This window comes from Flavobacterium circumlabens (assembly GCF_004345565.1).
Taxonomy (GTDB): domain Bacteria; phylum Bacteroidota; class Bacteroidia; order Flavobacteriales; family Flavobacteriaceae; genus Flavobacterium; species Flavobacterium circumlabens.
This window is the reverse complement of sequence record NZ_SLWA01000009.1, coordinates 1-23,587: the sequence shown is the minus strand read 5'-3', so window position 1 is coordinate 23,587 and position 23,587 is coordinate 1. Positions and strand designations below refer to the sequence as shown.

17 protein-coding genes are annotated in these 23,587 nt (G+C 37.2%); 2 read left to right on the top strand and 15 right to left on the bottom strand.

Annotated features, from left to right (window positions below):
* Positions 1–5: 5 nt before the first annotated feature.
* Positions 6–899: a bestrophin family protein gene (locus tag EV142_RS19105; RefSeq protein WP_132037446.1), complete on the bottom strand. Its 894-nt coding sequence runs from the start codon at positions 897–899 to the stop codon at positions 6–8.
* Between the two features lie 137 nt (positions 900–1,036).
* Between EV142_RS19105 and EV142_RS19100 the strand changes: the two genes are divergently transcribed.
* The gene (locus EV142_RS19100; protein WP_132037445.1) at positions 1,037–1,708 is read left to right on the top strand and encodes a TetR/AcrR family transcriptional regulator; all 672 of its coding nucleotides are present in this window, start codon (positions 1,037–1,039) and stop codon (positions 1,706–1,708) included.
* Positions 1,709–1,962: 254 nt separating this feature from the next.
* On the opposite strand, the gene EV142_RS19095 is transcribed toward EV142_RS19100, so the two are convergent.
* Positions 1,963–2,739, bottom strand: a complete 777-nt coding sequence (locus EV142_RS19095) for an acetolactate decarboxylase (protein WP_132037444.1) — start codon at positions 2,737–2,739, stop codon at positions 1,963–1,965.
* A 773-nt stretch (positions 2,740–3,512) separates the two neighbouring features.
* Positions 3,513–4,013 carry a PPC domain-containing DNA-binding protein gene (locus EV142_RS19090; protein ID WP_202978516.1) on the bottom strand — a complete coding sequence of 167 codons (501 nt, stop codon included), beginning with the start codon at positions 4,011–4,013 and terminating at the stop codon, positions 3,513–3,515.
* 416 nt (positions 4,014–4,429) lie between these two features.
* On the opposite strand from EV142_RS19090, the gene EV142_RS19085 reads away from it, so the two are divergent.
* Positions 4,430–5,056: a hypothetical protein gene (locus EV142_RS19085; protein WP_132037442.1), complete on the top strand. Its 627-nt coding sequence runs from the start codon at positions 4,430–4,432 to the stop codon at positions 5,054–5,056.
* 293 nt (positions 5,057–5,349) lie between these two features.
* On the opposite strand, the gene EV142_RS19080 is transcribed toward EV142_RS19085, so the two are convergent.
* The 12 genes from EV142_RS19080 to EV142_RS19025 all read right to left on the bottom strand — a co-directional run.
* On the bottom strand, positions 5,350–5,943 hold the full coding sequence (locus EV142_RS19080; RefSeq protein WP_132037441.1) for an outer membrane beta-barrel protein: 594 nt from the start codon (positions 5,941–5,943) through the stop codon (positions 5,350–5,352).
* A gap of 428 nt (positions 5,944–6,371) precedes the next feature.
* Positions 6,372–7,244, bottom strand: a complete 873-nt coding sequence (locus tag EV142_RS19075; RefSeq protein WP_132037440.1) for a hypothetical protein — start codon at positions 7,242–7,244, stop codon at positions 6,372–6,374.
* A gap of 51 nt (positions 7,245–7,295) precedes the next feature.
* Positions 7,296–8,030, bottom strand: coding sequence for a peptidase associated/transthyretin-like domain-containing protein (locus tag EV142_RS19070; RefSeq protein WP_132037439.1), 735 nt, complete (start codon positions 8,028–8,030; stop codon positions 7,296–7,298).
* 509 nt (positions 8,031–8,539) lie between these two features.
* The gene (locus EV142_RS19065; RefSeq protein WP_238698775.1) at positions 8,540–10,207 is read right to left on the bottom strand and encodes a serine hydrolase domain-containing protein; all 1,668 of its coding nucleotides are present in this window, start codon (positions 10,205–10,207) and stop codon (positions 8,540–8,542) included.
* A gap of 94 nt (positions 10,208–10,301) precedes the next feature.
* Positions 10,302–11,678: a M28 family peptidase gene (locus tag EV142_RS19060; RefSeq protein WP_132037438.1), complete on the bottom strand. Its 1,377-nt coding sequence runs from the start codon at positions 11,676–11,678 to the stop codon at positions 10,302–10,304.
* Between the two features lie 69 nt (positions 11,679–11,747).
* The gene (locus tag EV142_RS19055; RefSeq protein ID WP_132037437.1) at positions 11,748–13,064 is read right to left on the bottom strand and encodes a TolC family protein; all 1,317 of its coding nucleotides are present in this window, start codon (positions 13,062–13,064) and stop codon (positions 11,748–11,750) included.
* Positions 13,057–13,767 carry an ABC transporter ATP-binding protein gene (locus EV142_RS19050; protein ID WP_132037436.1) on the bottom strand — a complete coding sequence of 237 codons (711 nt, stop codon included), beginning with the start codon at positions 13,765–13,767 and terminating at the stop codon, positions 13,057–13,059. The genes EV142_RS19055 and EV142_RS19050 overlap by 8 nt, the downstream gene beginning before the upstream one ends.
* A gap of 29 nt (positions 13,768–13,796) precedes the next feature.
* Positions 13,797–15,041 (bottom strand): efflux RND transporter periplasmic adaptor subunit, encoded by a 1,245-nt coding sequence (locus tag EV142_RS19045; protein ID WP_132037435.1) that lies wholly within the window; start codon positions 15,039–15,041, stop codon positions 13,797–13,799.
* Positions 15,042–15,170: 129 nt separating this feature from the next.
* Positions 15,171–16,427 carry a KamA family radical SAM protein gene (locus EV142_RS19040; protein WP_132037434.1) on the bottom strand — a complete coding sequence of 419 codons (1,257 nt, stop codon included), beginning with the start codon at positions 16,425–16,427 and terminating at the stop codon, positions 15,171–15,173.
* 92 nt (positions 16,428–16,519) lie between these two features.
* Positions 16,520–17,488 carry a TauD/TfdA family dioxygenase gene (locus EV142_RS19035; protein ID WP_132037433.1) on the bottom strand — a complete coding sequence of 323 codons (969 nt, stop codon included), beginning with the start codon at positions 17,486–17,488 and terminating at the stop codon, positions 16,520–16,522.
* Between the two features lie 34 nt (positions 17,489–17,522).
* The gene (locus EV142_RS19030; protein WP_132037432.1) at positions 17,523–19,124 is read right to left on the bottom strand and encodes an MBL fold metallo-hydrolase; all 1,602 of its coding nucleotides are present in this window, start codon (positions 19,122–19,124) and stop codon (positions 17,523–17,525) included.
* 74 nt (positions 19,125–19,198) lie between these two features.
* Positions 19,199–23,587: non-ribosomal peptide synthetase (locus EV142_RS19025; RefSeq protein WP_132037431.1), on the bottom strand; the 4,389-nt coding region annotated here is incomplete at its 5' end.

Below are 23,587 nucleotides of genomic sequence, written 5' to 3'. Positions count from 1 at the left end.
AAAGTTTATGATAAATAAAAATTTTCCGGCTGAAGTGGTTTTGGAACCTCTGTTTCTTTTAATAACTGTTTGATATTTATTTCAATCGTTCTTGCAATCGCGGTTACCGGAGTATCTGTAGGACGATTTCTAAAAGGATCCTGCATGTGCGTAGCCGATTTTTCCAAAAGAAAAAACATGGTTGAAATGGTCAGTAACAATGGAATTTCGAAATAACTTTCTATATCCCTTAACGCAATCGAGAGCGTAACGATAAAAATATAGATGAAGAAATGTAGAAAAATACGATAGGTGATGGGAAAAATGGTGCCTTTAATACGCTCCGCCATTCCCATAGCATTTGAAAAGTTAACTAAAGTGTTATTCAACTGAATTTGTGAAAAAATACTCATGGCTCTTTTTTCTTTCAATTTCAGTATCTGAAGTGTATTCAGCTGTAATAAGGCTAATGGTTTATTGCTTTGTTTCTCTATTTCCGCTATGTCTTCTTTAGAAATAAAGTGCTCCAGATTTTCAACAGCATTAAGATCGCGTAAACTTTGCCCCAGGCTATAACACCAGGCAATATGCCTGAAAGCAATTTCCCTGATTTCGTTCTGATTTTCTCCGGCCACAAAGGATTGCAGCTGCAGCACAAAACTACGGCTGTCATTTACGATACTTCCCCAGATTTTACGGGCTTCCCACCAACGGTCATACGACTGATTGAGTTTGAACGAAAGCAGAACAGAAATGGCTGTTCCGATAAAGGCCGGTATTGTGATGGGCATCTCCGGAATGAGATTTTCAAACTGCGTCGTGAGATAATGAACTAATACCGCAATAACTAATACGAATATAATTTCATACTTAACTTTATTGAAAAGATAGGAAACCGGAATTTTAGTATTGATTAACATCTGCTTTTAATTTGAATTACCCCGTAAAAGTAATAAAACTATTTTTAATGATAGTAATACTATTATAAATAAATTTTTATAATAGTATTACTATCAAACAATAAATCTTTACTACATTTGCCAAAACAGTTATCCCTATGGAATTTCAAGTAAAATTTGATATAAACGAAAAGATATTCTTACGAAATCCTGAAAGCAGTGAAGTAGGTAAATTGATGGTCAAAAAATCCATAGATCTTATTTATGACCTGGGCTTTGAACAATTTACTTTTAAGAAACTGGCCCTGGAAATAAACAGTACGGAAGCAACCATTTACCGCTATTTTGAAAATAAACACAGGCTTTTACTTTATATTCTGAATTGGTATTGGTGCTATATGGAATTTTTAGTGACGTTTAAACTGGAAAACGTCGTTGACAAAAAAGAAAGGTTAAAAATAATTGTGCATTTACTGACGCACGAATTTGCAGAAAGCACGAATCAATTTGACTATAATAAAAAGTTACTGAATCAAATTGTTATTGCAGAAAGCAGTAAAGTGTATTTGGTAAAGGAAGTTACGGAAATCAATAAAAATGAGGTCTTTAAGCCTTATAAGGATTTGTGTGGGAAAATAGCAGAAGTCATATCTGCGTACAATTCCAAATATAAATATCCCCGCTCCTTAAGCACTACGCTGATTGAGACTTCGCATCATCAGCAGTACTTTAGTGTTAATTTACCCAAACTAACGGATGTTTCCTCCAAAAACAACTCCGAGTTTACCAATCAGTTTATTGAAGATTTTTTGTTTAAAATTTTAGATTAGTTATCGGAGCATGGTACTGATAATTTAACCTACCCGCAAACTTTAAGGGTCTGTTTCGTCGTTGAATTAAATTAGTGCGATTAGAATTGCCACAGACATCTTATCAGGATCAATCTTGTATAGCCTCTCCGGACTGAGTATGATGTACTTTATTCCTTGCAGCATCTTTCTGCCTGTTCTTCAAAATTGGTATTGGTAGTATCGGTAGATGCCAATATTCCTTGTATTAAAAATAATTCCCTTGTTCTTACTTATTAGTAAGAACTCTTAACCTGCTGCTGTGGCCAGGGTTTGTCAAAATTTTTGTTTTGCTGCGGCAACACAATTTCATATCCGGGTTTTTCGTCTATACTTATTTTTATTTTTGCAGATGATAAAGTTCCGGAAACCAAATGCCCTCCGAATGTCTTATCGTATGAAATAAAATGAAAATGAAAAGGAGATAAATCTACAGCTGCAAAAGAAGGCGGATTATAAAAACCAACCATCATGCCCGAAACAGGCTTTTTTTGGTATAAAGGCCTTGTTTTCATTAATTCTGCTATGCCTGTAGTATCTTTCTCTTCCAATTTCGTTGCACCACCCGTTACAATGGATTCAAAAGAGCATTCAATACGCAGGGCATACGGTTTATTGGCAGAAGGAAGCCTGCTTAGAATCTCTTTTTGAAGCATCTCTATAGTTGTAATACCGCTGATTTCATATTCCTTATCGGCACTAAATACAACTAAGGAAGCAAATGGAACTTCCCGTTCAGGCTCTGCTTTAGTAACCTGACCACTGGAGGCTATTCGGTAAAAAATTCCGTCCAAAACGATCATTTCACCATCAAGAAAGTTATAAGTCCCTAAACCAAAGTTTCCTTTTTCCCGAAGTGTTTTTACCGTGATATCGCCTTGGTAAACCCCATTGCGCATGGCATCCATTACTGAATAATGGTAAATTAGTTTCTCTTGCTGAACTTGTCCATTTACTGATAAAATACCGACTATCGCAATCAGGAAAGTTAGTAGGGTGTGTGTTTTTCTCATTTTATCTTTTTTTATTCTTTTACTGATTTTTTATGCCACTTTTCCCAAAATGGTTTTACTCCCCTTTTAAAAAGTATAAAACCTTCAGTAAAATTGAAATCAAAAGTAGCAGGGATCCGGGAAATAGGTTATGACTTTTAAACGATGCGTTAAATAAGGGAATAGCCGGAAACAACAAAGTAATATCCGGAAAAGAGGAGGATGTATTAATGGAGTGATTTAGAGTGACACACCGTGAGGTATCTTCTCCTCCTGCTGTACAGAAATTAAAATTAAATAACTATTTCCTGAAATTATATAAAAACTTTTGGCGGGCGTCTTTTTAAATTTGATTCCAAAGTTTTACGGCAGGTTTTCTTTTATTCAAAAATAAATCCTAATCCGTTAAAAAACTTCAGACAAAAATCAGATTGTTTCTAAACTATACCTCTTAAAACATTTTATATGAAAACAGCTAATTACACCAACAACATGCAACAAGTACCAATACCCAAAGACTCTCCCATGTATATGGAAGCGTACGAACGCAATCATATGGAGCAGGTCTATCCCCCTAAAAAGGAGCAACTTTTGTGCTAGGGTCCGGAATCCAATTACCTCGACGGTGAATTTTCCACTGCATTGGAAAGAAAAGATCAGGGGAATTATTTGTACTAAAAAGAGCATCGTAATGGTCTCCTTTTAAAGGATGTAATTTCTATTTCGAGTGTGCTGTAAGCAGGTTCTTAACCGTCAGACTTATGCTAACGGTTTTGTGCTTATCCGGTCCTGTTTTATTTCACACAAGGCGGTAGCTGAAGGACGTTGGCCCCTAATGGAAATTCTACTTTTCGTTCCAGTTTCTGCTTGTTAAGCGTGATGTAAACTTCTATTGAACCGGTTCCTACTTTTAAGGCCAGAATATGCCCGCCATAGGCATCAAATTGATCATCTGTTACCACTCCGTGCATATGAATGGAAGGTTTTGCATCACTCCAGGCAATAGAACCTGTCAGACTTCCCATTTCTACTTTACGGAAGGTTTTGGGATTAAATTTCTTTTCGTTAAAATCATAAAAGCCAAAAGTAACTTCCTGCGCAAAACCAATTCCTGTAAAATTTCCTGACGGAATCTGTTTTTCCAGTACCAGATTTTCAATTGCAGCAAGTACATCAGCGCCTTCACGCAGCACTATTACATATCCGCTGGCCGTTTTTATATAGTTACAATTTTCGTTCTTTTCTTTCTGTTGTGCCAGCATTGCATTTGCCGACCAGCAAAACAGTAGTGTCATTATAATTTTTTTAGTGCCGTTCATGATATTACATTTACTAGTTAGAATTTTAGTTTATTACGAGCTGTAGCAATTCTATAGCTGTTCCTGGTTAAATATAAAAAATCGGGAGTATTTAATTTTACACTATTACTATTTAATACATTAAAATTTTACTCCGTTCCTTATCCATTCTTTTGTTTTTTTAGCGCCCTAATGTATAAGTGTGTCTTATTATTAAATAGCTGGTAGGTTTCATGAAACAATTGCTGCTCCTAAATATCATATCTAACTAAATATTAAGCATTTAAAAAATAAAACAATATCTATTTAATATTTATTTTCTTAAATTTGATCACTAACAAGAATTATCTCATTGCTTTTCAATTCATTTTTTACGCATTCACCCACTATTCTTAAAGTTAAAAAGTAGAGCCATGAAAAAAAAATTACTACTGCCTTTATTACTATTCCCTTTTATCGCATTCAGTCAACTTGGTATTGGTACTATTTTACCCAATACCTCTTCTCAGCTTGACGTTGTGGCTACTGACAAAGGAGTACTCATTCCCCGGGTTGCTTTGACAGGAACTACGGATAACGTTACCATCAGTAATGGAAATGTAAATAGTTTACTGGTCTTTAACACTGCCATAACTACTGATATTGTTCCGGGCTATTACTACTGGTTTAATAACAAATGGAACAAGCTAAAAGCTCCCGAAACCGGAAGCGGAGCTCCCGTTTCAACCGGCTTACGGGGAGATCTCTATGTGGACTTAAACACCGGTAAGCTATACGTCTATAACGGAACTGCCTGGATGGCCAGTGCTTCACAAAATGAAACCCTGACTTCTGTTTCCTTAAACCCTGTAAGCGGTATTTTGACCTATACGGATGAAAAGGGAACGGCCAATACGATCAATCTGGCTGCAATCATTCCAAACTTTGAAACGGTAACCGGTATTTCTCAGGACCTTACGGCGGGAACCATTACGTATACAGACGAAAAAGGAGTTGCTACGGTATTAAATATCAAAAACTTAATTGCGGCATATTCATGAAATAAAAGGCGGGTTTAAATAAAAAATGGTAATGAGAGCCTACCCTAATAATCCCATAATTCAGTACGAAAACCAATTTATTCTCTGTCCAAAAAACTATTATACTTTTTGAATAAGCCGTTAAGTTGTATGAAACCCTAAACAACATTTAAAAACATAAAGCAAAATAAGGATAGTTAATTGCTACATTTAAAAACATTCGCGTATTTTATATAAAATAAATGAGGAGCAAAAAGCTCCTCATTTACTATAAGAATTATAATTAAACTCCTCAATAATGATATTACAAGTACCTAAAATTTATAATTAAGTCCGGCCGTTGCAATACCTTTATAACCGTATCCCACCTCTACAAATGCGCCAAACTTTTTACCTACTCTCAAACCGGCAGGATTGATTTGGTAGGCAAATCCAACTTCATTACTGGAGTACGAGCTTCCGGTTTCTTTTGTCGCTCCTGATAGTATCCCCAGACCTCCTGAACCATAGAAATTCAGCAAAGGAGTCCTGATGTAACTAAATTCACCCGTTACCAGCCCCATGATGTAATTGGTGTTCCGAGTAACGCTCTTGGCATTTGCAGTCTTTGCCTGAAACGTGTCCTCTGATTTCAGATAACTAATATCTGCACCAACTTTCAGACGCTCATTAATCGTATAGCGATAACCCGCTTCAAACATCCCCATGGTTTTATTTTTGGCGTCTTTGTATTTTACTCCGCTAAGACCCGAAACAATGGCAGTGCTAAATGCATCAGCAAAACCATTACCAAGCCTAATGAATGTTGCATCGCTATACCCAACTCTTATTTCATTTTTTTCTGTATCCTGAGCTTTTGCAATCGTTGCACACAATAATAGTACTGATAAAACAATAACTTTTTTCATAATCTGTAAATATTAAAAATTAAACATATTGAAGTTTACATACCTGACAAGTATTAAAATGATGCATCATTAATCTGGCGATAAACTTACTCTTACAAAAGTATGGTTGTAGTATAACTTAATCTATCGTATTTAAGCCACTTGTCCAGCTATGCAATAACTGGACACATTAAGGCAATATGTGGTAAAATGTGAATGCTATAAATGATTTTTTTAATACTATGGGTTCTTAGCCTATTTTCAAATTGATTATAAAATATTCCCTGCGCCCGAAGCGCTTGATGTCCCTAATTGCCCTTACTGCAATTCCTTATTTAGAGGATTAAAAAACACCCTATATATTTAAAAAAACAGATCCTTAAAAATTATAGCGCATAAAAAAAACGTCCCAAGGGAACGTTTTTTTTTAGTATTCTTAATTAATAAATTCAACGTTTTGCTTTTGATCCAAACGGACAGCGTTTCACCAGATAATTAATTGTGCCCACGTAGGCATCCAAGTCACTTCCGAAAGAATTCCTGGATACTGCATATACATTTGCTCCCGTATCATTAAAAATACTCAAGCTGATTTTAGTATCATAATTGGTGGTCGTTGTTACGGTGTTTGAACTGTATTCAGTAGCATATAAACTGGCATTTTCTCTTTTTCCGTCTTTCTTACTTGTTGCCGTCACATTATCGCTGGCAAAGCCATTCTGTTGCGTGGAATTACCCGAATTTCTGATATTAGCGGCTCCGTACACCACCATTTCAACACCCAATAATTCTGCCATTTCTTTGGGACTTATCACTTTTAAATTGGAGTACAGCAGTCTGTTTTTCGCCAGTAAATTGTTTGTTGTGATGGGGTCCTGCAGTTCCAGCCCCATGGTATATTTCTTTATGGAAAGATAACTGTCTGCCTGCAGCTGTTCTCCCAATAAATTCACATCCAGACTTGGGTCATTAGACATAAATTCAAAAGGGAGTACCGCTATTTTTCCTTTACGTTCGGACGGGAGTGATGGCCTGGCAGCGGGTTCGGAATTCCCGAAATAATTTATAATTTCTGTCCTGCCGGAGGCAAATATAATTTTATTAATGTCTGCTTTTTCATAGTCATATTCGAGAGTTTCGCCTGTATAAATGAATTTAACAGTATTACCCCTTATCGAAAGTATTTTGCCTTCTTTCTTTTCTCCATTCGTCATAAAGAGGATGTCCTGCTCTTTTTGTGCACTTTGGGCAACAGCAAAAATGCTGTTACAAAAAATGATGATGCAAAGCACTTGCTTTAGTTTGTTTACTAATTTTGTCATTGTTATTGCTGAATTTTATCTTTTTTTAATTTTATACAGAATAAAAGTTTCTTACTGTCCTGTTATAATTCTCAGGTATTTTTGTGCCAGGTCTGTCATTAAAAACATGATATTGTCCCTGTCTTTTGTCTGTAATGTTTTTACAAACTGAGTATCTTCAATACAGTAGATTTTAAAATCCCTGATATAATCATTTGGAATGTGCAGTCTTTCTGTGTAATAGCTATCCTCAAAGAGGTATTCGATTTTTGCATACAAACGCTCTTTCTCCTCGACCTTTAATTCCTTTTCTAACATGTCGGCTCGTCCGGAAAACATATTGAGCAATGCATCTCCTCCGGAAGATGCGGTATATAATTTTCTTTCGGCAGGGGTATATTTTTTCATTCCGTATGGAATAATACCCATGCTTTCTGCAGTTATATTGGGGTGTTTGTTTATGGCTACTTCTTTTAATTCAATGCTTTTGATTGCCATTTTTATAAATACTACATTTCCTTTAAGATCTTCTGCCGTTACTATTCGGCGTACTGCCTCCAGATTTACTGCCGAAAAAAACAATACATCCCCTTCCTTTGCAAAAATTGAAAACGTTCCCTTTTCATCGGTTACCGAAGTCGTCTGACTGGAGCTATTTAAGATGGTAACAGACTGAGGAAGCAGGGCATTAGAACCTTCTATTAGAATTTTACCCGAAATTTTCTTCGGCATGCCGGCCTGCCCGTAGGTGACCTCAACAACTAAACAAGTTAGCAGCAGGAAAAAGAACAATAAAGGTGCTTTCATTTTTTAGGGGTTTAGAATTTAATTTATTATAAAAAAATCAGACACAAGAGATAGATCAAATCACTAATGACTTACTGGCCGATTACTACTTTTTCGCACGATAAAGCCGGCAAATTAAGTGCATCGGAAATACAATAATAGCTGCTATTAAACAAAAACCATGTTCCGTGATATAACTGGTATCAGTTGAGAAAAAACTGGTTATCGCCATAAAATAGTACAAAACAAAAAACCGGATTGAAATACTTATGATCAGTATTTCAATCCGGTTTTTTGTTTTTACCCTTTAAATTGCAGTTTTCAGTCGCAGTCGCAGTGACTTGAAGGTGAAAATCGCAGTCTTACATTCTTACATTTCTCATTTCTCATTTCTCATTTCTCATTCTCAGATTTTCACATTATACCATTCTCACATTTTCGCATTTTAGTAAACCTATTATTCCAAAAAAAAAAGAGACCTTAATAGATCTCCTTCTTTGCATTCCTTTCTGTTTTTGCTTTTTTGTTCTTTAAAAGATGGTCGGAATTAAATACTCCTCCATGATTTTATCGACCTGTTTCTCTCCATATGGCGTATTGTAGGCTTCTGAAGTGATGACAATTACAATTGGTTTGTCTTTGAAAATAAAAATTCTGTTCCCGCCATTTCCGCTTGAATAGCAGACTTCGTATTCAACGTCTTTTATTTTATAAGTTTTATTCCAAAACAGGTAACCGTAGTATTCTCCTTCGCCTATCTCCATTTGTCGGGATAAACTTTTTGTTACCCATTCTTGTGACAGGATTTGTTTACCATTCCAGCTTCCTTTATTTTGGTATAATTGTCCATACTTCGCGTAGTCCAGCGAACGCAATTGTAAACTACCTGCTGTATTGGCAACTTTTTGAGGGGTCAACTGCCATTTATAGTCTGTGATTCCGAGTGGCTGAAATAATTTTTCGTCGGCATATTTCTCTAAACCATTTGGAACCGATTTGTGAATAATGTCACCCAAAAGTACCACGCCGGCGGTAAAGTAATCCCATCGCTTCTTTGCTGTTTTTGTTTTGTCAATGGAAAGATTTAAGGTGAAGTCCACCCAATTCTCCGCGGTATACATTTTTTCTTCATTACCCGGTGATTCCTGATTCATATCAGAACCGTCGAAAGCGGAACTCATGGTGAGTAAACTTTGTAATGTAATACTGTCTTTTGATGGGGAATAGTTTTGAAAGGTGCTGAGATTGTAAAAATCTTTTAGGGTTTGCGCTTCGCTTTTTATATAACCGCCTTTGATTGCGATTCCCATAAGTGTTGATGCAAACGATTTTCCGACAGATCTGGTGTCGTGAAGTGAATTTCTGTTTTCTTCGTTAAAATACTCTTCAATCAAAAGCTTTCCGTCTTTTATGACAACAACACTTGTGATATTTTTATAGGCATTTGTTAAGATTTTTCGATTGAGCTCTTCCAGCTTAACGTTATCAATTTTTTCTGTTGAAACCTGCCAGTCCGTAAGTTGTTCAATATTCTGAACCTTTACTAATTTCTCGTCTATTATAATTTGTGGAACTATAATTTTTATCTCGCCTTCTGCAATAATTTCACCCGTCAGCACTTCTGTTGTGTTCAGGTAAGGTCTGATTTCGATTTTAAGAAGATGTTCTCCGTCTGTCAATGCTTCCTGTCCGCCATTCGCCAGAAATCTGTTCCAAAGAAATTTACCCCACGAATCTTCATTGGCAGCACTAATTAACGGAACTCTTACCATTTTTTTCTTGTTTTTACTTTCCTTGCTTCCTGCATTGTTATTCAGATTCTCCACATAAACCTTTTTGCCGTCCAGGAAAAATGAAAATTGGTAGTTGCCATTTTTAACAAGTTCCTCAGCGGATGACTTTGGAGAAAGTACATGAAGGCTGTTGGTCAGCGAATTTTTGAGAAAAAACCTGATATCAAGATTACTTTTATCTTTTAATTCATAGGTTGTTAAAAAGTCGGACTGCTTAAATTTTTCGATGGGAATGTTCTCCCGCATGAAAGCAATTTTTCCAACGTTTGCCTTGTGAACGGGGTACGTTATTTTGTCGCTTTTTACAAAGTCTGCTTTCTGTCCGAACAGGCTGCAGGTTGTCAGGAAAATGGTAGTTAAAAGACCAAACTGTCTTATCATATTTTTATTCTTTACTATTTGCATTGTTGTATTTTTAAAAATGAAATATGACGTAAGTTATGAAGTTCCATTATTAAAAAGTACGGTAAATACGTAAATGTATCCTATTCTTTACCAATTATCGGGTTAGCGGAATGGACGCAGTAGTATAATGTTCTGCTTCAGCCAGTTCCATAAAAAGGGCTATTGTCGTTTTGACGATATCGCTCATAAATTTATAGTTGAATTTTAAATAACTACTGCTATCTTTGATGGTATGAAGGTTCGGATTTCTGGTTGCTCCTCCTTCACCGATATGTAAAGCCGGATTTTTATTGTACCAAAAGCTGGCATGATCACTTTCTGCCAATGAAGGTGTGCTTTCACCATTACCTTCTACAAGGAGCGATACTATTTTCAACTCTTCCACATACTTTTTTCCTGAGTTTATAAAAGATTCGCTCAACTTTGTCGAATTTTCATTAGACGTATTTATTACAAAATCTCCCTTGTATTGATTCTTTGCTACTTCTTTGCAGACTTCAGGATACAATTGATCAAATCCTTCCGGTACGATCTGTGATCCGGGTTTATCGGAAGAAATGCCGATCATGTCGAAATTGATGACACCGCCAATTTTTTCCGATTTTTTTATACCTCCTGCAAAAACATACGAAAGACTTCCTATCAGGCCGTCTTCTTCTTTGTCAAATGCCATAAATTTTATCGTATGGGCAAAGTTATATTGGGAAAGGATCCGCATGGCTTCTAGAAGACCAATTATACCGGAACCATTATCATCCATTCCTAAACTGCCCGGATAGGAGTCGTAATGCGCTGATAAAATAAACGTTTCTGCTTCTTCACTCTGCCCCGCTATGCTGCCTACCACATTTTTTACATTGTGTTTTTTGTCACCTGCCGGAACGATCTCGTTAGACCCTGTTTTGGCATTCGAAATTTGATTAAGTTCTGAATTGGAAATTTTAAAGGTATCATAATAAGCATTTAGACCGTTGTCTTTAAAAGAATTTTTAAGATACTCTCCCACACTTCTTAAGTGTTCTTCCGATTTACTATTGCTGCTATTACGTTCTCCCATAACATACTGCAAATCTTTTATCATACGAACCGTATCGACTTCTTTAAGGAGCTGTGTGATTTCTATTTTGTATTGGTCATCTGCTACCAGCTTTATGCTGCATTTTTTAGGATTAAAGGTATTCTTGTCATAGGTCCATATAATTCTTCTTTTTTTGCCGGTGGCTACCGGAAATCCGATGTCTCCTTCTGTATTATTTTTGTTTATTGTATAGCTAAGACCCTTTTCATCGGTGAGTTTTAACCACACCTCTATCTGATTCTCTTCTTTATCTGAAAGATCATAAACGATGGTTACCTTATGATTTTTCTCATCTATAGTCCCTTTCAGGTTTGATATTATGGCCGGATTATTGGCGTTACACAACAGGATGGAGAAGAAAAATAAGAGGGGTATTATTTTTTGTGTTTTCATTTAAAATTTATTTTCACATTAAGAGGTGTGGATTAAAAACGACTGATTTACTTTGACATATCCTGCCTGCTATTGCACCAAAGAAATAATATCTCCGGTATAAAAAAGAAGTTCAAACCGGTTATAAATCAACTGATAATTAATTTGGTTTAAGGATAAGGAAGCTTCTACATAGTTTCGTTGTGCTACCCCTAAGTCAAGAGGGCTTCCCTGTCCCAGATAGTAACGTTCTTTTTCCAGTTCATAAGCTCTGCTGGCTGATTCTGTCTGGTCTTGTCTGTAGGTTACCTTTTTTTCGTTTGCAGCAATGGTAGACATTAAGTTTTTCAACTCCACATAGATATTACTTTTGGTTTGTACGACATCGAGTTCGGCATTCTTAAAATCCTGTCTGGCTTTGTACACCACATTTCTGGTCTGCAATCCGTTGAATATGGGAACCTGAACAGAAAGTCCAATAGTTGTCGTGATATTGTCCTTATAAAACTGATCGTTAAATCTTCTGGTCTGAAAGGAGGAATATCGCGAACCATAGTCATAGTAAATAGAGACCGAAGGAATAAATTTAGAGCGCTGTAAAGCCAATTCATACTTTTTTACCATTGATTTTGCTTCAATTTGCTGGTAATCTTTACGGCTCACCAATGCTTTTTGATACAGACTGTCAATGTTCATTTTACCTTTAAACAATCCTTCTCCGAGAATACTGTCCAGTTGTGTTTCTTTGGACGGATCTAATCGTAAAAGCAGGATCAATTCGTTTTTCTTGGCATTCATCACATTGAGATTGTCTTCTCTCAGGGATTTTAAACGGCTCCATTCTGCATTTTGCGTATAAAAATCCTGTCCGGGCAAGGACCCCACTTTTATGAGTTCATCAGTTCTTCTGAGTTGTTCTTCCTGCACATCACAAAACTTATTGAAAATCACGTCTTGTTTCATTGCCTGCAGGGTTTCCAGATATCTTCCTACTACTTTTAACAGTATGAATTCTTTTGTGTAGGCCAATTGCGCTTTCTGACTTTCATAATTGGAATTGGAAAGCTTCAGATCGGAAAGTTTATTGGCCACATTCAAAATATCCCAGCTTGCCGTTACAGATCCGTTTACATACTGTCCAGTTTCTGTTCGTAACATTCCGGTCAACTGATCAAAATTGGTTCCGGTGGATTCGAATACATTTCCGAAACCGTTTACACTTGGCAACAGGGAAAAATAGGCTCTTTTTTTATCATATTTGGTACTGGCTTCGTCATTTTTATTTTTAGCAATCTCTACATTATTTTCTAATGCCAGTTTTAACGCCTGATCCAGACTCAGTTTTTCCTGTGCCGTCAGAGCGAAACTGTTTATTAGAAATAGAATTAAAAAACATAGCTTATTCATTATTAATAGTAAGTTTTAGTTCTCGTGGCTGATTAATGTTTTCCGTTACTATTTTGCCATCCAGTAAGTTAATGATGCGATCTGCATATTTGGCATCTTCCGGCGAGTGCGTTACCATTACGATCGTTGTTCCGGACTGGTTTAATTCCTTTAATAAGTTCATGACCTCTATTCCGTTTGCAGAATCAAGATTCCCCGTTGGCTCATCGGCAAGAATTACTTTTGGATTGGTTACAATTGCCCTTGCAATAGCCACCCTTTGCTGCTGCCCTCCTGAGAGCTGTTGCGGGAAATGGCCTTTTCTGTGCATAATTCCCATTCGTTCCAGCCCCTGATTTATTTTTTCAGCACGTTCGGCACTTGTCATTTTCAGGTAGAGAAGCGGTAATTCCACGTTTTCGTATACCGTTAATTCGTCTATAAGGTTGAAACTCTGGAAAACAAATCCGATGTTTCCTTTTCTCAGATTGGCTCTGTCCTTTTCTACATATTTGACTACCTCTTCATCTCCAAACCAATATTCTCCGCCGGAAGCATTATCCAGCAAACCAAGAATGTTCAGTAAGGATGATTTCCCGCATCCGCTGGGGCCCATTATGGCTATAAATTCTCCTTTTTTAATGTTTAAACTTATTTCGTTTACGGCTGTGGTTTCGATGTCTTCGCTCGTATATACTTTTAATAATTTATTTAGCTTTATCATGTCTTTTTTGTTCTGTTTTAATAATTCAGTTACCATACTAATTCTTCATTATCTCCAAAAGTGCTGTAAGAGGAAATAATAACGCGATCTCCCGGATTCAGTCCTTCGATGACTTCGTAGTTTGCCACATTTCGCCTTCCTAATTTAATTTGCCTTTTTACAGCCTTATTGGTCCCGTCTGCTACGTAAATCCAGTTTCCTCCGGTACTCTGATAAAATCCGCCAACCGGAATTAACGTGGCAATTGAAGGATTTCCTAAATCAATTTTTAAACGCAGTGACTGTCCTCTTGTAATGTCTTTTGGAATGGTTTTCATAAACTGCATGTCTACATCAAATCTTCCGTCTTTGATATTGGGATAGACGTAGGTAATTTGCAGTTCGTAGGTTTTATTGGCAATTTCGGTAGTGGCACGAAGTCCCTGTTTGATTTTTGAGAGATACAATTCGTCTATGGGCACTCTTACTTTATAAACCCCCGTAATATCGACCTGGCCAATACGTTCTCCTTTGTTAATGTTCTGGCCTTCCTGCAGCTGTGGCGACGTTAGTTGTCCGTCAATTGGTGCTCTTATGGTCAGGTAATCCAGGATTTTCCGAACGCCGTCCAGGTTTTCCATCATGCTTAATTCTGAAGTGTGCAATTGTCTTATTTGTACGGCACGGGAAACAGAATCACTTTCAAACGCTTTGAGTGTAAAAACTTTTCTTTTGATGTTGTATCTGTAATCTGCTTCTGTTCTTTCAAAAACCTGTTTTGAAATCAATTGCTTTTTAAATAATATGCTATCTCTTCTAAACTGTGGTTTTAAAATCTGCAGTTGATTTTCAATCTGAGCTAACTGTTGTTTATTGGCTAAAAAGTTTTGATCTAATTCAAGCCTCGTCGTACGAATCCTGTTGATTTGCTCACTTAACGAATTCTCCTGACCCAAAACGCTAAGCCTGAGATTGATGTTTTCCAACTCCACAATCTTATCGCCTTTTTTGATCTGAACACCGCTTTCCTTGAAGATTTTGGTGATATTTCCACCTTCAACCGCATCTAAAAAATAGGTTCTTCCGGACACTACTTCTCCCTGCTGAACGATATATTCCTGAAAATCGCCTTGTTCAACATTTGAAAATGCAACTTTTGAGGGATCTATTTTTAACGTAGATTTATTTTGATAGGCTACCAGAAAATACACTACAAAAATTGCAAAGAAAGTACCGATTGCGACGTAACTTATTTTTTTATAGGTCCACTTCTTTTTAGAGATTTTTTTATCCATTCTTTTATACTATTAAATTTTACTGCTTTTTAGCAATAATCATTTCCTTCTTTTTACTGAGGCTTCAAGAGCCGTAATAATCTCAGTTCTGTGTTTTGGCATTGCTTTTTCATAGAACTGAGATTTAAATTAATAATTCATTATTTCTGATTTTATTTCCTGTAAATCACCAATCCACATTGGTTTTGGACTGATAGACTGCGCTGTGAACACTTTAAATGTTTTGCTGTCATCTCTGTGCTTCACGTAACGTAAGGTGTACAGGTCATCTTTAACCCCTAAAATTTCTACTTTTCCGTGGGTCATGGACATTACAGGCCCTTTTGCCGTAGAGGCTAAACCGGTACAATTTCGTATGGCCTCTGTATAAATTTCATGTGCCCTTTCTAAGGTTTCTGCAAAATAATGCTGTGCTCCCGTGTCTCTTGGCAAAAACATATAGTAAGGAATACAATTCAGCTGTACTTGTTTTTCCCACATTTTCGTCCATGTTTCCGGGCTGTTATTGATAAATCTCAATAACGGAGATTGTGTTCTGATCGTGGCGCCAATTTTTATCAGGTTATCGATAGCTTCTTTTACTACAGGCGGTTCTAACTCTACCGGATGATTAAAATGTGCCATAAAACCCAGATGTTTTCCTGCTTTGGTCACTTTTGCCAATACGTTCAGCATTCCTTCTGCGTCTTCATCTGTCGTAAATTTGTATGGCCAGTAACTCAACGCTTTTGTTCCTATACGTATGGTTTTTATGCTGTCTACTTTGAGTAATGGTTCTATATAAGAATCCAATACACGGGAATTCATAATCATTGGATCTCCTCCGGTAAACAGTACTTCTGAAATCTGTGGGTTTTCATGCAGGTATTCTAAAAGCGGGCCAATTTCTTTGGACTGAATTTTAAAATCCAGATCATTTATAAATTGCGGCCATCGGAAACAAAAAGTACAATATGCATGACAGGTCTGACTCTGACTAGGAAAAAAAAGCAGAATATCCCTGTATTTATGCTGGATTCCTTCCAGTTTATCGTCATTGATATACGCGCTGTTCAAATCTACCTGTCCTGCAGGATGCGGATTTAATCTCATTCGGATATTGTAAATCACTTCCTTAATTTCTTCATCAGTACCCGTAGCCCTGATCTGCTTTAGCTGCTCAAAATCTTCTGTTAGCAACATTTCCTTGTGCGGAAAATTGAGCCTGAAAATCGGGTCATCCGGAATGTTGTTCCAATCGATGAGTTTTTCCAATACGTAGTTATTGGTTTTGAAAGGATATATGGAGCTGACAATTTTAATTTCTTCTATCTGCTCTTCACTAAGTCCGCTTAATTGAGGTATTTTATCAAGTTGACCTAATGTATATGATTTAAATTTTTCCATTTTTACTTTATTTAATTATAATTATTTTCTAGTACCATTTAAAACCCGGGTTTAAGATATCGCGCATCCGATTATCTGTTTTTGATCCCGGATTATCCCATCGAGGCTAAAATTTTTCGAGGGCCCGTAAAGGGTAATCTTCCATGTAAGGCAGTCATATTGTCTACCATTAACAAATCTCCTTTTTGCCACGGAACTGGTATAGTAATGTCGTCCAGTACTTTAATTATATTTTCAATGTATTCTTTCTTGATTTCTGTTCCGTCTGCAAAACGGGAAAACATCGGCAGGGCATCTTTTTCTCCGCCGTTGATTTCTAACAGGGTTTCATAAATTTCCTCTCCATAAATAGCCGGAAAAAATTGATCTACCTGATTGAACCACAAACGGTCTCCTGTCACCGGATGTTTCCTGATGGCTGGTCTGCGCTGTGTTAATCGTACAATTCCGTTTGCTTTCCAGCTTACTTCTATACCATTTTCTTTACAGTATTCTTCCATAAAGTTTTTGTCTTCTGTTTCAAACGCTTCCTGCCAGGATGGTCCTAAACCGCCTCCGGAATGTAAGTTTCGGATATAGAGAATTTCTTTTTCATCAAAAGCTTTTACTACTTCCGGCTCTATTAATTCCAATGCTTTTTTGCAATCCCCAACAGTAGTTTGTCCTCCGGTTGCTGCCGGGTTCTGGCAACAGAAAAATATTTTCTTAGGATATACATTGGAGTATGAAAATTCGGTATGCAGCCTTACAATTGAAGCTTCGTCGTATTCGGAAGCATTGTATACATTGGAGGAGTATTTTCCTCTTGAGGAGTTACCATCCAGAAAGTCCGGCGCTTTCGGGCATAAATTTTTCATTAAAGTCCCGAATTTATCTACGTTATCAATGTTAATTCCCACTACGTGAATGGCACCTACATTTCTTAATCGATCTTCAATAAATTCCTTATTTTCTTCGTAGTAAGCTAAAAATTTATCCATGCTGCCGTCTTTAAAGGTGATTGTCATTGGATATTTGTTTTCCTCTACCAGTATGTCTTCGTGTAATGATAATGTTTTCATTTTTTCAAGTTTTTTTTATTTGGTTACTTAATTATTAGTCAATTTCGTAGTGTAATTCCTTTTCTCCGTACAGGCGTTCGGCCTTGATATTATTTTCTGCACAGTGGCTGATCAGGTTGTTGGATGCGATTATCGGATGTGCTGCTTCATCGAAACGAACGCTGCTGATAAATTCTACCCAGGGCTCTAATCCCATAGCGTACACATAGAGTTCTTTTGGCTTAAATGATTTGACCAGCCCTTTTCCTCTTTCGAAGTTGGATCCGGCAAGTCGTCTGCCATTATCCATGTCCCGGTCAACTTCTCCTTCGATTAAGGGGCCGTAAACCCAGGAAAAAGGAGCGCCGTCACATTCCATTCCTAAAAAGATAACGTCTATGTCGCCCACCTGCCTGGCCACCAAATCATAGAGTTTCGGTTCGATATTACAGGAGTCTGCCATAAATATCATTGAATTCGTTCCTATGTTGACGTGGTAACAAATTTTTGCCTGAATATCTAAATCACCATGTTCTCCAAGGAAAGGGATTCCGGTTATTTTGCATTCTTTGTCTTCAATGGTTTCCATATCCTGTAACTCGATCACATTTTTAAAACCAATGGTTTGCAGCATGATTTTTAAGTTCGGATCCTGAAGATTTCCCGTGGTACCTTTCGGGACTATAATATTTTTGACCATATGGCGTAAACTCAGCATGGTTTCAAAAAGGATATGATCCTGATGATTGTGTGTTATCAGTACGTAATCAATTTCATCCGGCAGGTCCTGCATCGAATATCTGTTTACTTCGTTTTGATAGCCGTAATAGCTGATTACCGGATCTACCAATATCGAAATGTCTTTGGTTTCGATTAAGATACAGGCATGACCATAGTAACGCATCCTGATTTTATCTCCCGTGTATTTTTGATATTTTATTGGTTTTTCTGTTGTAAAAAACGATTCAAACAGTTCTTTCTGATCTTCACTGATCCTGAAATCTCTGATCAGGTTTTCCAGCGTATCTGCTTCGTTACGCATGCTGCACATTTTATCAATGGCTTCGTGTGCAAAGGGAATGTTGATTTCCAGGCAATTTTTTTCAGGCAGTCTTGCCGTACTCAATACGAAAGGGCGTTCATCATTTTCAGTTAACCAAAGCGTAATACTCTGTGTGTCTGTATTGTAATATTCACTTTTGTACATCAGACTTTCAAATATCCGAAAGGAAGGATTTCCGTTAAGATCGTAATTGAGTTCTACGTAGCCTTTCAGGATTTCCGGTACTTTTTCGTACAGCGGTTCAAGGGAGTGTCCGTTTCCGTGTTTTTTTAATAAACGGGTCAGTTCATGAATCGCTTCTGCGAGCTCAAACATTGGCTTTCGTTCTTCAAAAGCATGTGTAATAAGTCCCTGCACCTCTTCTTTCCTGTTGGACTCGTAATTCATAAAAGGACCGCCCAGCATTTTAGGGTTTCGCGTTGCAGCCATATGAATATTCGGGGCCTGCACATAGGAATTCATGATTTTTAAATGCCTCGATTTTATATTCATCGCTGCCGTGGGCGGATAAATTAAATGTGTCCAAGCATACCATTTATCTATTAATGGCTCTAAAATGACATTGGGTTTTAGATATACTTTTTCATTTTTCATAGGAATAGTTTTGATCGTAGTTATCTGATCCGCTATTGCAGCAGACAAAATATATTATTAAATAAGTGATTGGTTTATGACTGAATTGCAGCGCCTAATAACTCCTGAGCTATGATTTCGATATTCTTTGTTAACTGAATGGCGTCATAGTGATTTCCCTGAAGGTAGACATGGTCAAATTTTCCTGTTGTGAATTTTTCCCATTCTTTCATGTTCAGGAATTTGTTACTGATATTATTTTTGGCTTTGAATGCTATAATATCTCCTTTTACTTTCCCTCTTTGTTTGTATTTGTTATTGAGTTCAATGTTGTTTCTCCACAATTTTCGGATACGGTTGATCTGCTCTTCGTTGTATTCAAAACCACTTAACCACCCTTCTAAATAACGCAGCTCATTTTCATTCGCTTTTTTCACTTCGTCGGTTAGTTTTGGTTTTCTTCGGCTAATATTTCTGTCGATCAGGATTAAGCGTGTTTCAAATCCTTTGTCTTCTAATATTCTGGCCGTTTCAAACGCTAAGCTTGCTCCTAACGAGAAACCAACTAAGGTCAGCTTTCCTTGTGAACGGTCTTTCATGATTTGTCGTGCAAAATTCCAGGCTTTGTCTTCCAGGTTTTTATCAAACGGTTCGTCAAAATCAAAGCCATTATCCTGAATTCCGTAACAATTAAAGTCGTTTTTCAGCATTTTTACAATTCCCATATAAGCTAATGAAGTTCCCATTAACGGCGGGAAGAAAAAGGCATCTTCTTCTTTTTCTGCACTATCGGACAGGGTAATTATGTTATTGAAATCACGCTGGTAATTGTTTATTAATTCTACCAGATCTTTGATGTATGGGGCAATGATAACGTTTCCAAGATTTATTCTTAAATCCATTTCAGCATTTACTCTGGAAACCATCTGAAGTGCTTTCATCGAATGTCCGCCAATCTCAAAAAAGTTATCCTCGATACCTACTTCTTCACGCTCCAGAATTTTTTTCCAGATTTCGACCATTCTGACTTCATTTTCATTTCTTGGTGCTACGTATCTGAATTTAGAGATTTCCGTTGGCATCGGTAATGCTTTTTTATCCATTTTTCCATTCAGCGTAAGCGGGAATTTATCTAACTGAATAAAATGTTCCGGAATCATATAGGCCGGCAGGAAGTCTCTCAGATATTCTTTGAGATCGTTCTTTTCGAGTACTTCATCAGAGATAAAATACGCGATTAGGTATTCATCTTCCTCCACTGCGTGTACACTTATCAATACTTGATGTATTAACGGATGTGACAGCAGGTTGCTTTCTATTTCGCCTAATTCTATACGAAGTCCGCGGATGTTTACCTGTGCATCATTTCGCCCTATAAATTCGATGTTTCCGTCTTCGAGCCATTTCCCTACATCTCCCGTTTTGTATAAACGTCCTTCTCCAAACGGATTCGGAATGAATGCCGCATTTGTCAATTCTTCTTTGTTGATATATCCTCTTGCTATACCGGCTCCTCCAATATACAGTTCGCCTTCAAAACCTACCGGAAGCGGATTAAGCTTAGCATCCAATATGTAAATTACTTTATTGTCTATTGGTTTTCCAATGGGTACTTGTTTGTCTTCGTGTGCTTTATCTACTTTATAAACCGTACTCACCACAACAGCTTCTGTCGGGCCGTAGTTGTTATAAAGCGTAAAAGGAACTTTACCTAAATTTCCTAGTGTGTCTCCTCCTGTCAGAATTTTTATGTTCGGATTAATTTCTTTTCCGGACTGTATCAGGAATTTACAGGCAGCTGTTGGCAGGAATACCTGATCGATTTCTTTTTCATGAATCCAGTCGATCAGATTATCAAAACCGGTTTCTTGTTTTTCAGCAGCCATATATACGGCAGCTCCTTGTAATATTGCCGGCCAGAATTCCCAAACACTGGCATCAAAACTGATACTGGCAAACATACTGACCCTGCTTTTGTGCGTTAGTCCATAGTAGGCTGTATGCCATTCACAAAGGTTTATTAATCCTGCCTGTTCAATCATTACGCCTTTTGGTTTTCCTGTTGAACCGGAGGTGTATATTACATACGCCAGGTTACTGGTATTGGCCTTGTTTTTAAAGTTGGTAACCGGATAGTGTTCCAACTGATACCATTCCTGAGGCACTTTGAAAGTTTCTGCTTTTAATTTTTCTTCAAAATAATCGGTCAATACCAATTTAACACCGGCATCTTCCAGTTGATAATTGATACGGTCTATTGGCGATTTTGAATTCATCGGTAAATAGGCCGCTCCGGTTTTTGCAACGGCGAGAATACTGATAACCAGCCATTGATTGTGTTCGGCAATAATTCCGATTACATCTTCCGGTTTTGCATCGTAAGTATTTTTCAGGTATTGCGCTAACTGATTGGCTTTTTCGTTCAGCTCTTTGTAGGTCATTTCATAAACACCGTCCACTACTGCTGTGCGATCCCCGTTTATGATTACTTGTTTTTCAAATAATTCACTAAGGGTTTCATCCGGAATATTGATCGTTCCTTTTCCGGCAAATTTTGATAACAGTACCTGTTTTTCTTCTTTTTGAAGATAATTCAATTCGTAAATTTCTTCAATTGGATTCTCTACGATGGAAGCTAACAATTGCATCACATGGCTTCCCATTTTTTCAATTCGATCTTTAAAAAATATATCGGTATCGTATTCAATGGTCATGATTAATTCTCCGTCACGCTCTCTGAAATAATACGATAAATCGAATTTACTAATAGGCATTCGCACATTCGTTTCTGCAATGTTCATTCCGTTTAACGTCAGTATACTTTCGTTATCTGCGTTGGCATCCTGTAATACCACCATGATATCGATCAAGAGTGATCTGCTTAAATCCCGTACTAATTTTAAGTCATCGACTAATTTATCGAATGGATAAATTCTATGGTCAAATGCTTCCAGAACCGTAGTTTTTACCGTTTGCAGGTAGCTTAAGAAGGAATCTTTTTCCTTATACTGGCTTTTAAATGCCAAGGTATTGGAGTAGAATCCGATCTGATCTTCTAAGTCCGTATGACTTCTTCCTGTAATGGCTGTTCCAATGATCAGTTCTTCGTTTCCTGTGTAGCGAATCATCATTGCTTTGACCAGGGTTAATAATCCCATGAATAAAGTACTGTTTTCTTTGGCCAGTAATTTTTGGAATTTTTTAGTGGTTTCAGCATCTATGGTAAAGTACAGTCGGTCTCCGTTAAATTTACGGGACAATGGGCGTACCAAATCGGTAGTGATGTCCAGTGGCACTAAATCACCTCCCATTTTTTCGTTCCAGTAGTCTTTGTGACGTTGTAAATTTTCTCCACTCAGTTCCTTCTGCTGCCACGTTGCAAAGTCTTTGTACTGGATATTTAATACCGGTAACTGATGCTCTTCTCCTTTAGAATAGGCATTGTATATGGCAATGATTTCTTTGTTTAAAATTTGTAAAGACCACTCGTCTCCTATAATATGATGAATATTAAATAAGAACAGGTATTCATCATCAGCCGTTTGGTATAAACTTACTTTTACCAGAAGATCTTCTCCGAGGTCAAATATTTCCTGAGAAGCATTTTGTGCCAACGCGACGGCAAAACTTTTTGGTTCCTCCTCGTTTCTTAAATCAACAAAATCAATATCAAAATCAATGTCTTTAAACGGTACAATTTTCTGACGTGGTTCTTCCATCGTTTCTACGAAAACCGTTCTGAAAACTTCATGTCGTTCTATGATGGTTTCAAAAGTTCGTTTTAAGATCTCTCTATCGAGATTTCCGGTCAGCCAAAACGTATTAGGCATGTTGTATACTTCTCCCGAGGCTTCAAATTTTTCTAATATCCAGATACGCTTCTGCGGGTAGGATGGCGGATAATATTCCTGTTCTGCCGTTTTTGTTATTGGCGTGTATTCCTCAAAATCTTCATTGATAATCAGGTTTGCCAAATCACCCAATACGGGATACATGAAAATATTTTTTAATTCTATTCTCTTCGAAAGAATCTTATAAATTCTGGATACAATCTGAATTCCTTTCAAGGAATGGCCACCGAGTTCGAAAAAGTTGTCTTTGATTCCGATTTGTTCTTTTCCGATTACTTCTTCCCAAATCGAGATTAAGACGCGTTCGGTTTCATTGGTCGCTGCGACATATTCCCTTACGATTCCTTCTGTTGGGTTGGGTAAGGCACGTTTGTCTATTTTTCCGTTTGGTGTTAAAGGGAATTTTTCGATACCGGTCAGATATGTTGGAATCATGTATTCCGGCAGACAGCCTGCTAAGTGTTTTCTCAGCGAATTGCTTTCTACCTCTTCTCCGGTATAATAACCTGCCAGATGTTTCTCGCCATCGATTTCCAATCCTACCACTACACTTTGCTGTAAACCTTCAAAGCTTAACATCGCCGAGATGATCTCTTCCAATTCAATTCGGTAACCGCGGATTTTTATCTGATG

Coding starts and splice junctions, on each gene's coding strand:
- EV142_RS19105 (WP_132037446.1), bottom strand. CDS start 899: ATGTTAATCAATACTAAAATTCCGGTTTCCTATCTTTTCAATAAAGTT.
- EV142_RS19100 (WP_132037445.1), top strand. CDS start 1,037: ATGGAATTTCAAGTAAAATTTGATATAAACGAAAAGATATTCTTACGA.
- EV142_RS19095 (WP_132037444.1), bottom strand. CDS start 2,739: ATGAGAAAAACACACACCCTACTAACTTTCCTGATTGCGATAGTCGGT.
- EV142_RS19090 (WP_202978516.1), bottom strand. CDS start 4,013: ATGACACTACTGTTTTGCTGGTCGGCAAATGCAATGCTGGCACAACAG.
- EV142_RS19085 (WP_132037442.1), top strand. CDS start 4,430: ATGAAAAAAAAATTACTACTGCCTTTATTACTATTCCCTTTTATCGCA.
- EV142_RS19080 (WP_132037441.1), bottom strand. CDS start 5,943: ATGAAAAAAGTTATTGTTTTATCAGTACTATTATTGTGTGCAACGATT.
- EV142_RS19075 (WP_132037440.1), bottom strand. CDS start 7,244: ATGACAAAATTAGTAAACAAACTAAAGCAAGTGCTTTGCATCATCATT.
- EV142_RS19070 (WP_132037439.1), bottom strand. CDS start 8,030: ATGAAAGCACCTTTATTGTTCTTTTTCCTGCTGCTAACTTGTTTAGTT.
- EV142_RS19065 (WP_238698775.1), bottom strand. CDS start 10,207: ATGCAAATAGTAAAGAATAAAAATATGATAAGACAGTTTGGTCTTTTA.
- EV142_RS19060 (WP_132037438.1), bottom strand. CDS start 11,678: ATGAAAACACAAAAAATAATACCCCTCTTATTTTTCTTCTCCATCCTG.
- EV142_RS19055 (WP_132037437.1), bottom strand. CDS start 13,064: ATGAATAAGCTATGTTTTTTAATTCTATTTCTAATAAACAGTTTCGCT.
- EV142_RS19050 (WP_132037436.1), bottom strand. CDS start 13,767: ATGATAAAGCTAAATAAATTATTAAAAGTATATACGAGCGAAGACATC.
- EV142_RS19045 (WP_132037435.1), bottom strand. CDS start 15,041: ATGGATAAAAAAATCTCTAAAAAGAAGTGGACCTATAAAAAAATAAGT.
- EV142_RS19040 (WP_132037434.1), bottom strand. CDS start 16,427: ATGGAAAAATTTAAATCATATACATTAGGTCAACTTGATAAAATACCT.
- EV142_RS19035 (WP_132037433.1), bottom strand. CDS start 17,488: ATGAAAACATTATCATTACACGAAGACATACTGGTAGAGGAAAACAAA.
- EV142_RS19030 (WP_132037432.1), bottom strand. CDS start 19,124: ATGAAAAATGAAAAAGTATATCTAAAACCCAATGTCATTTTAGAGCCA.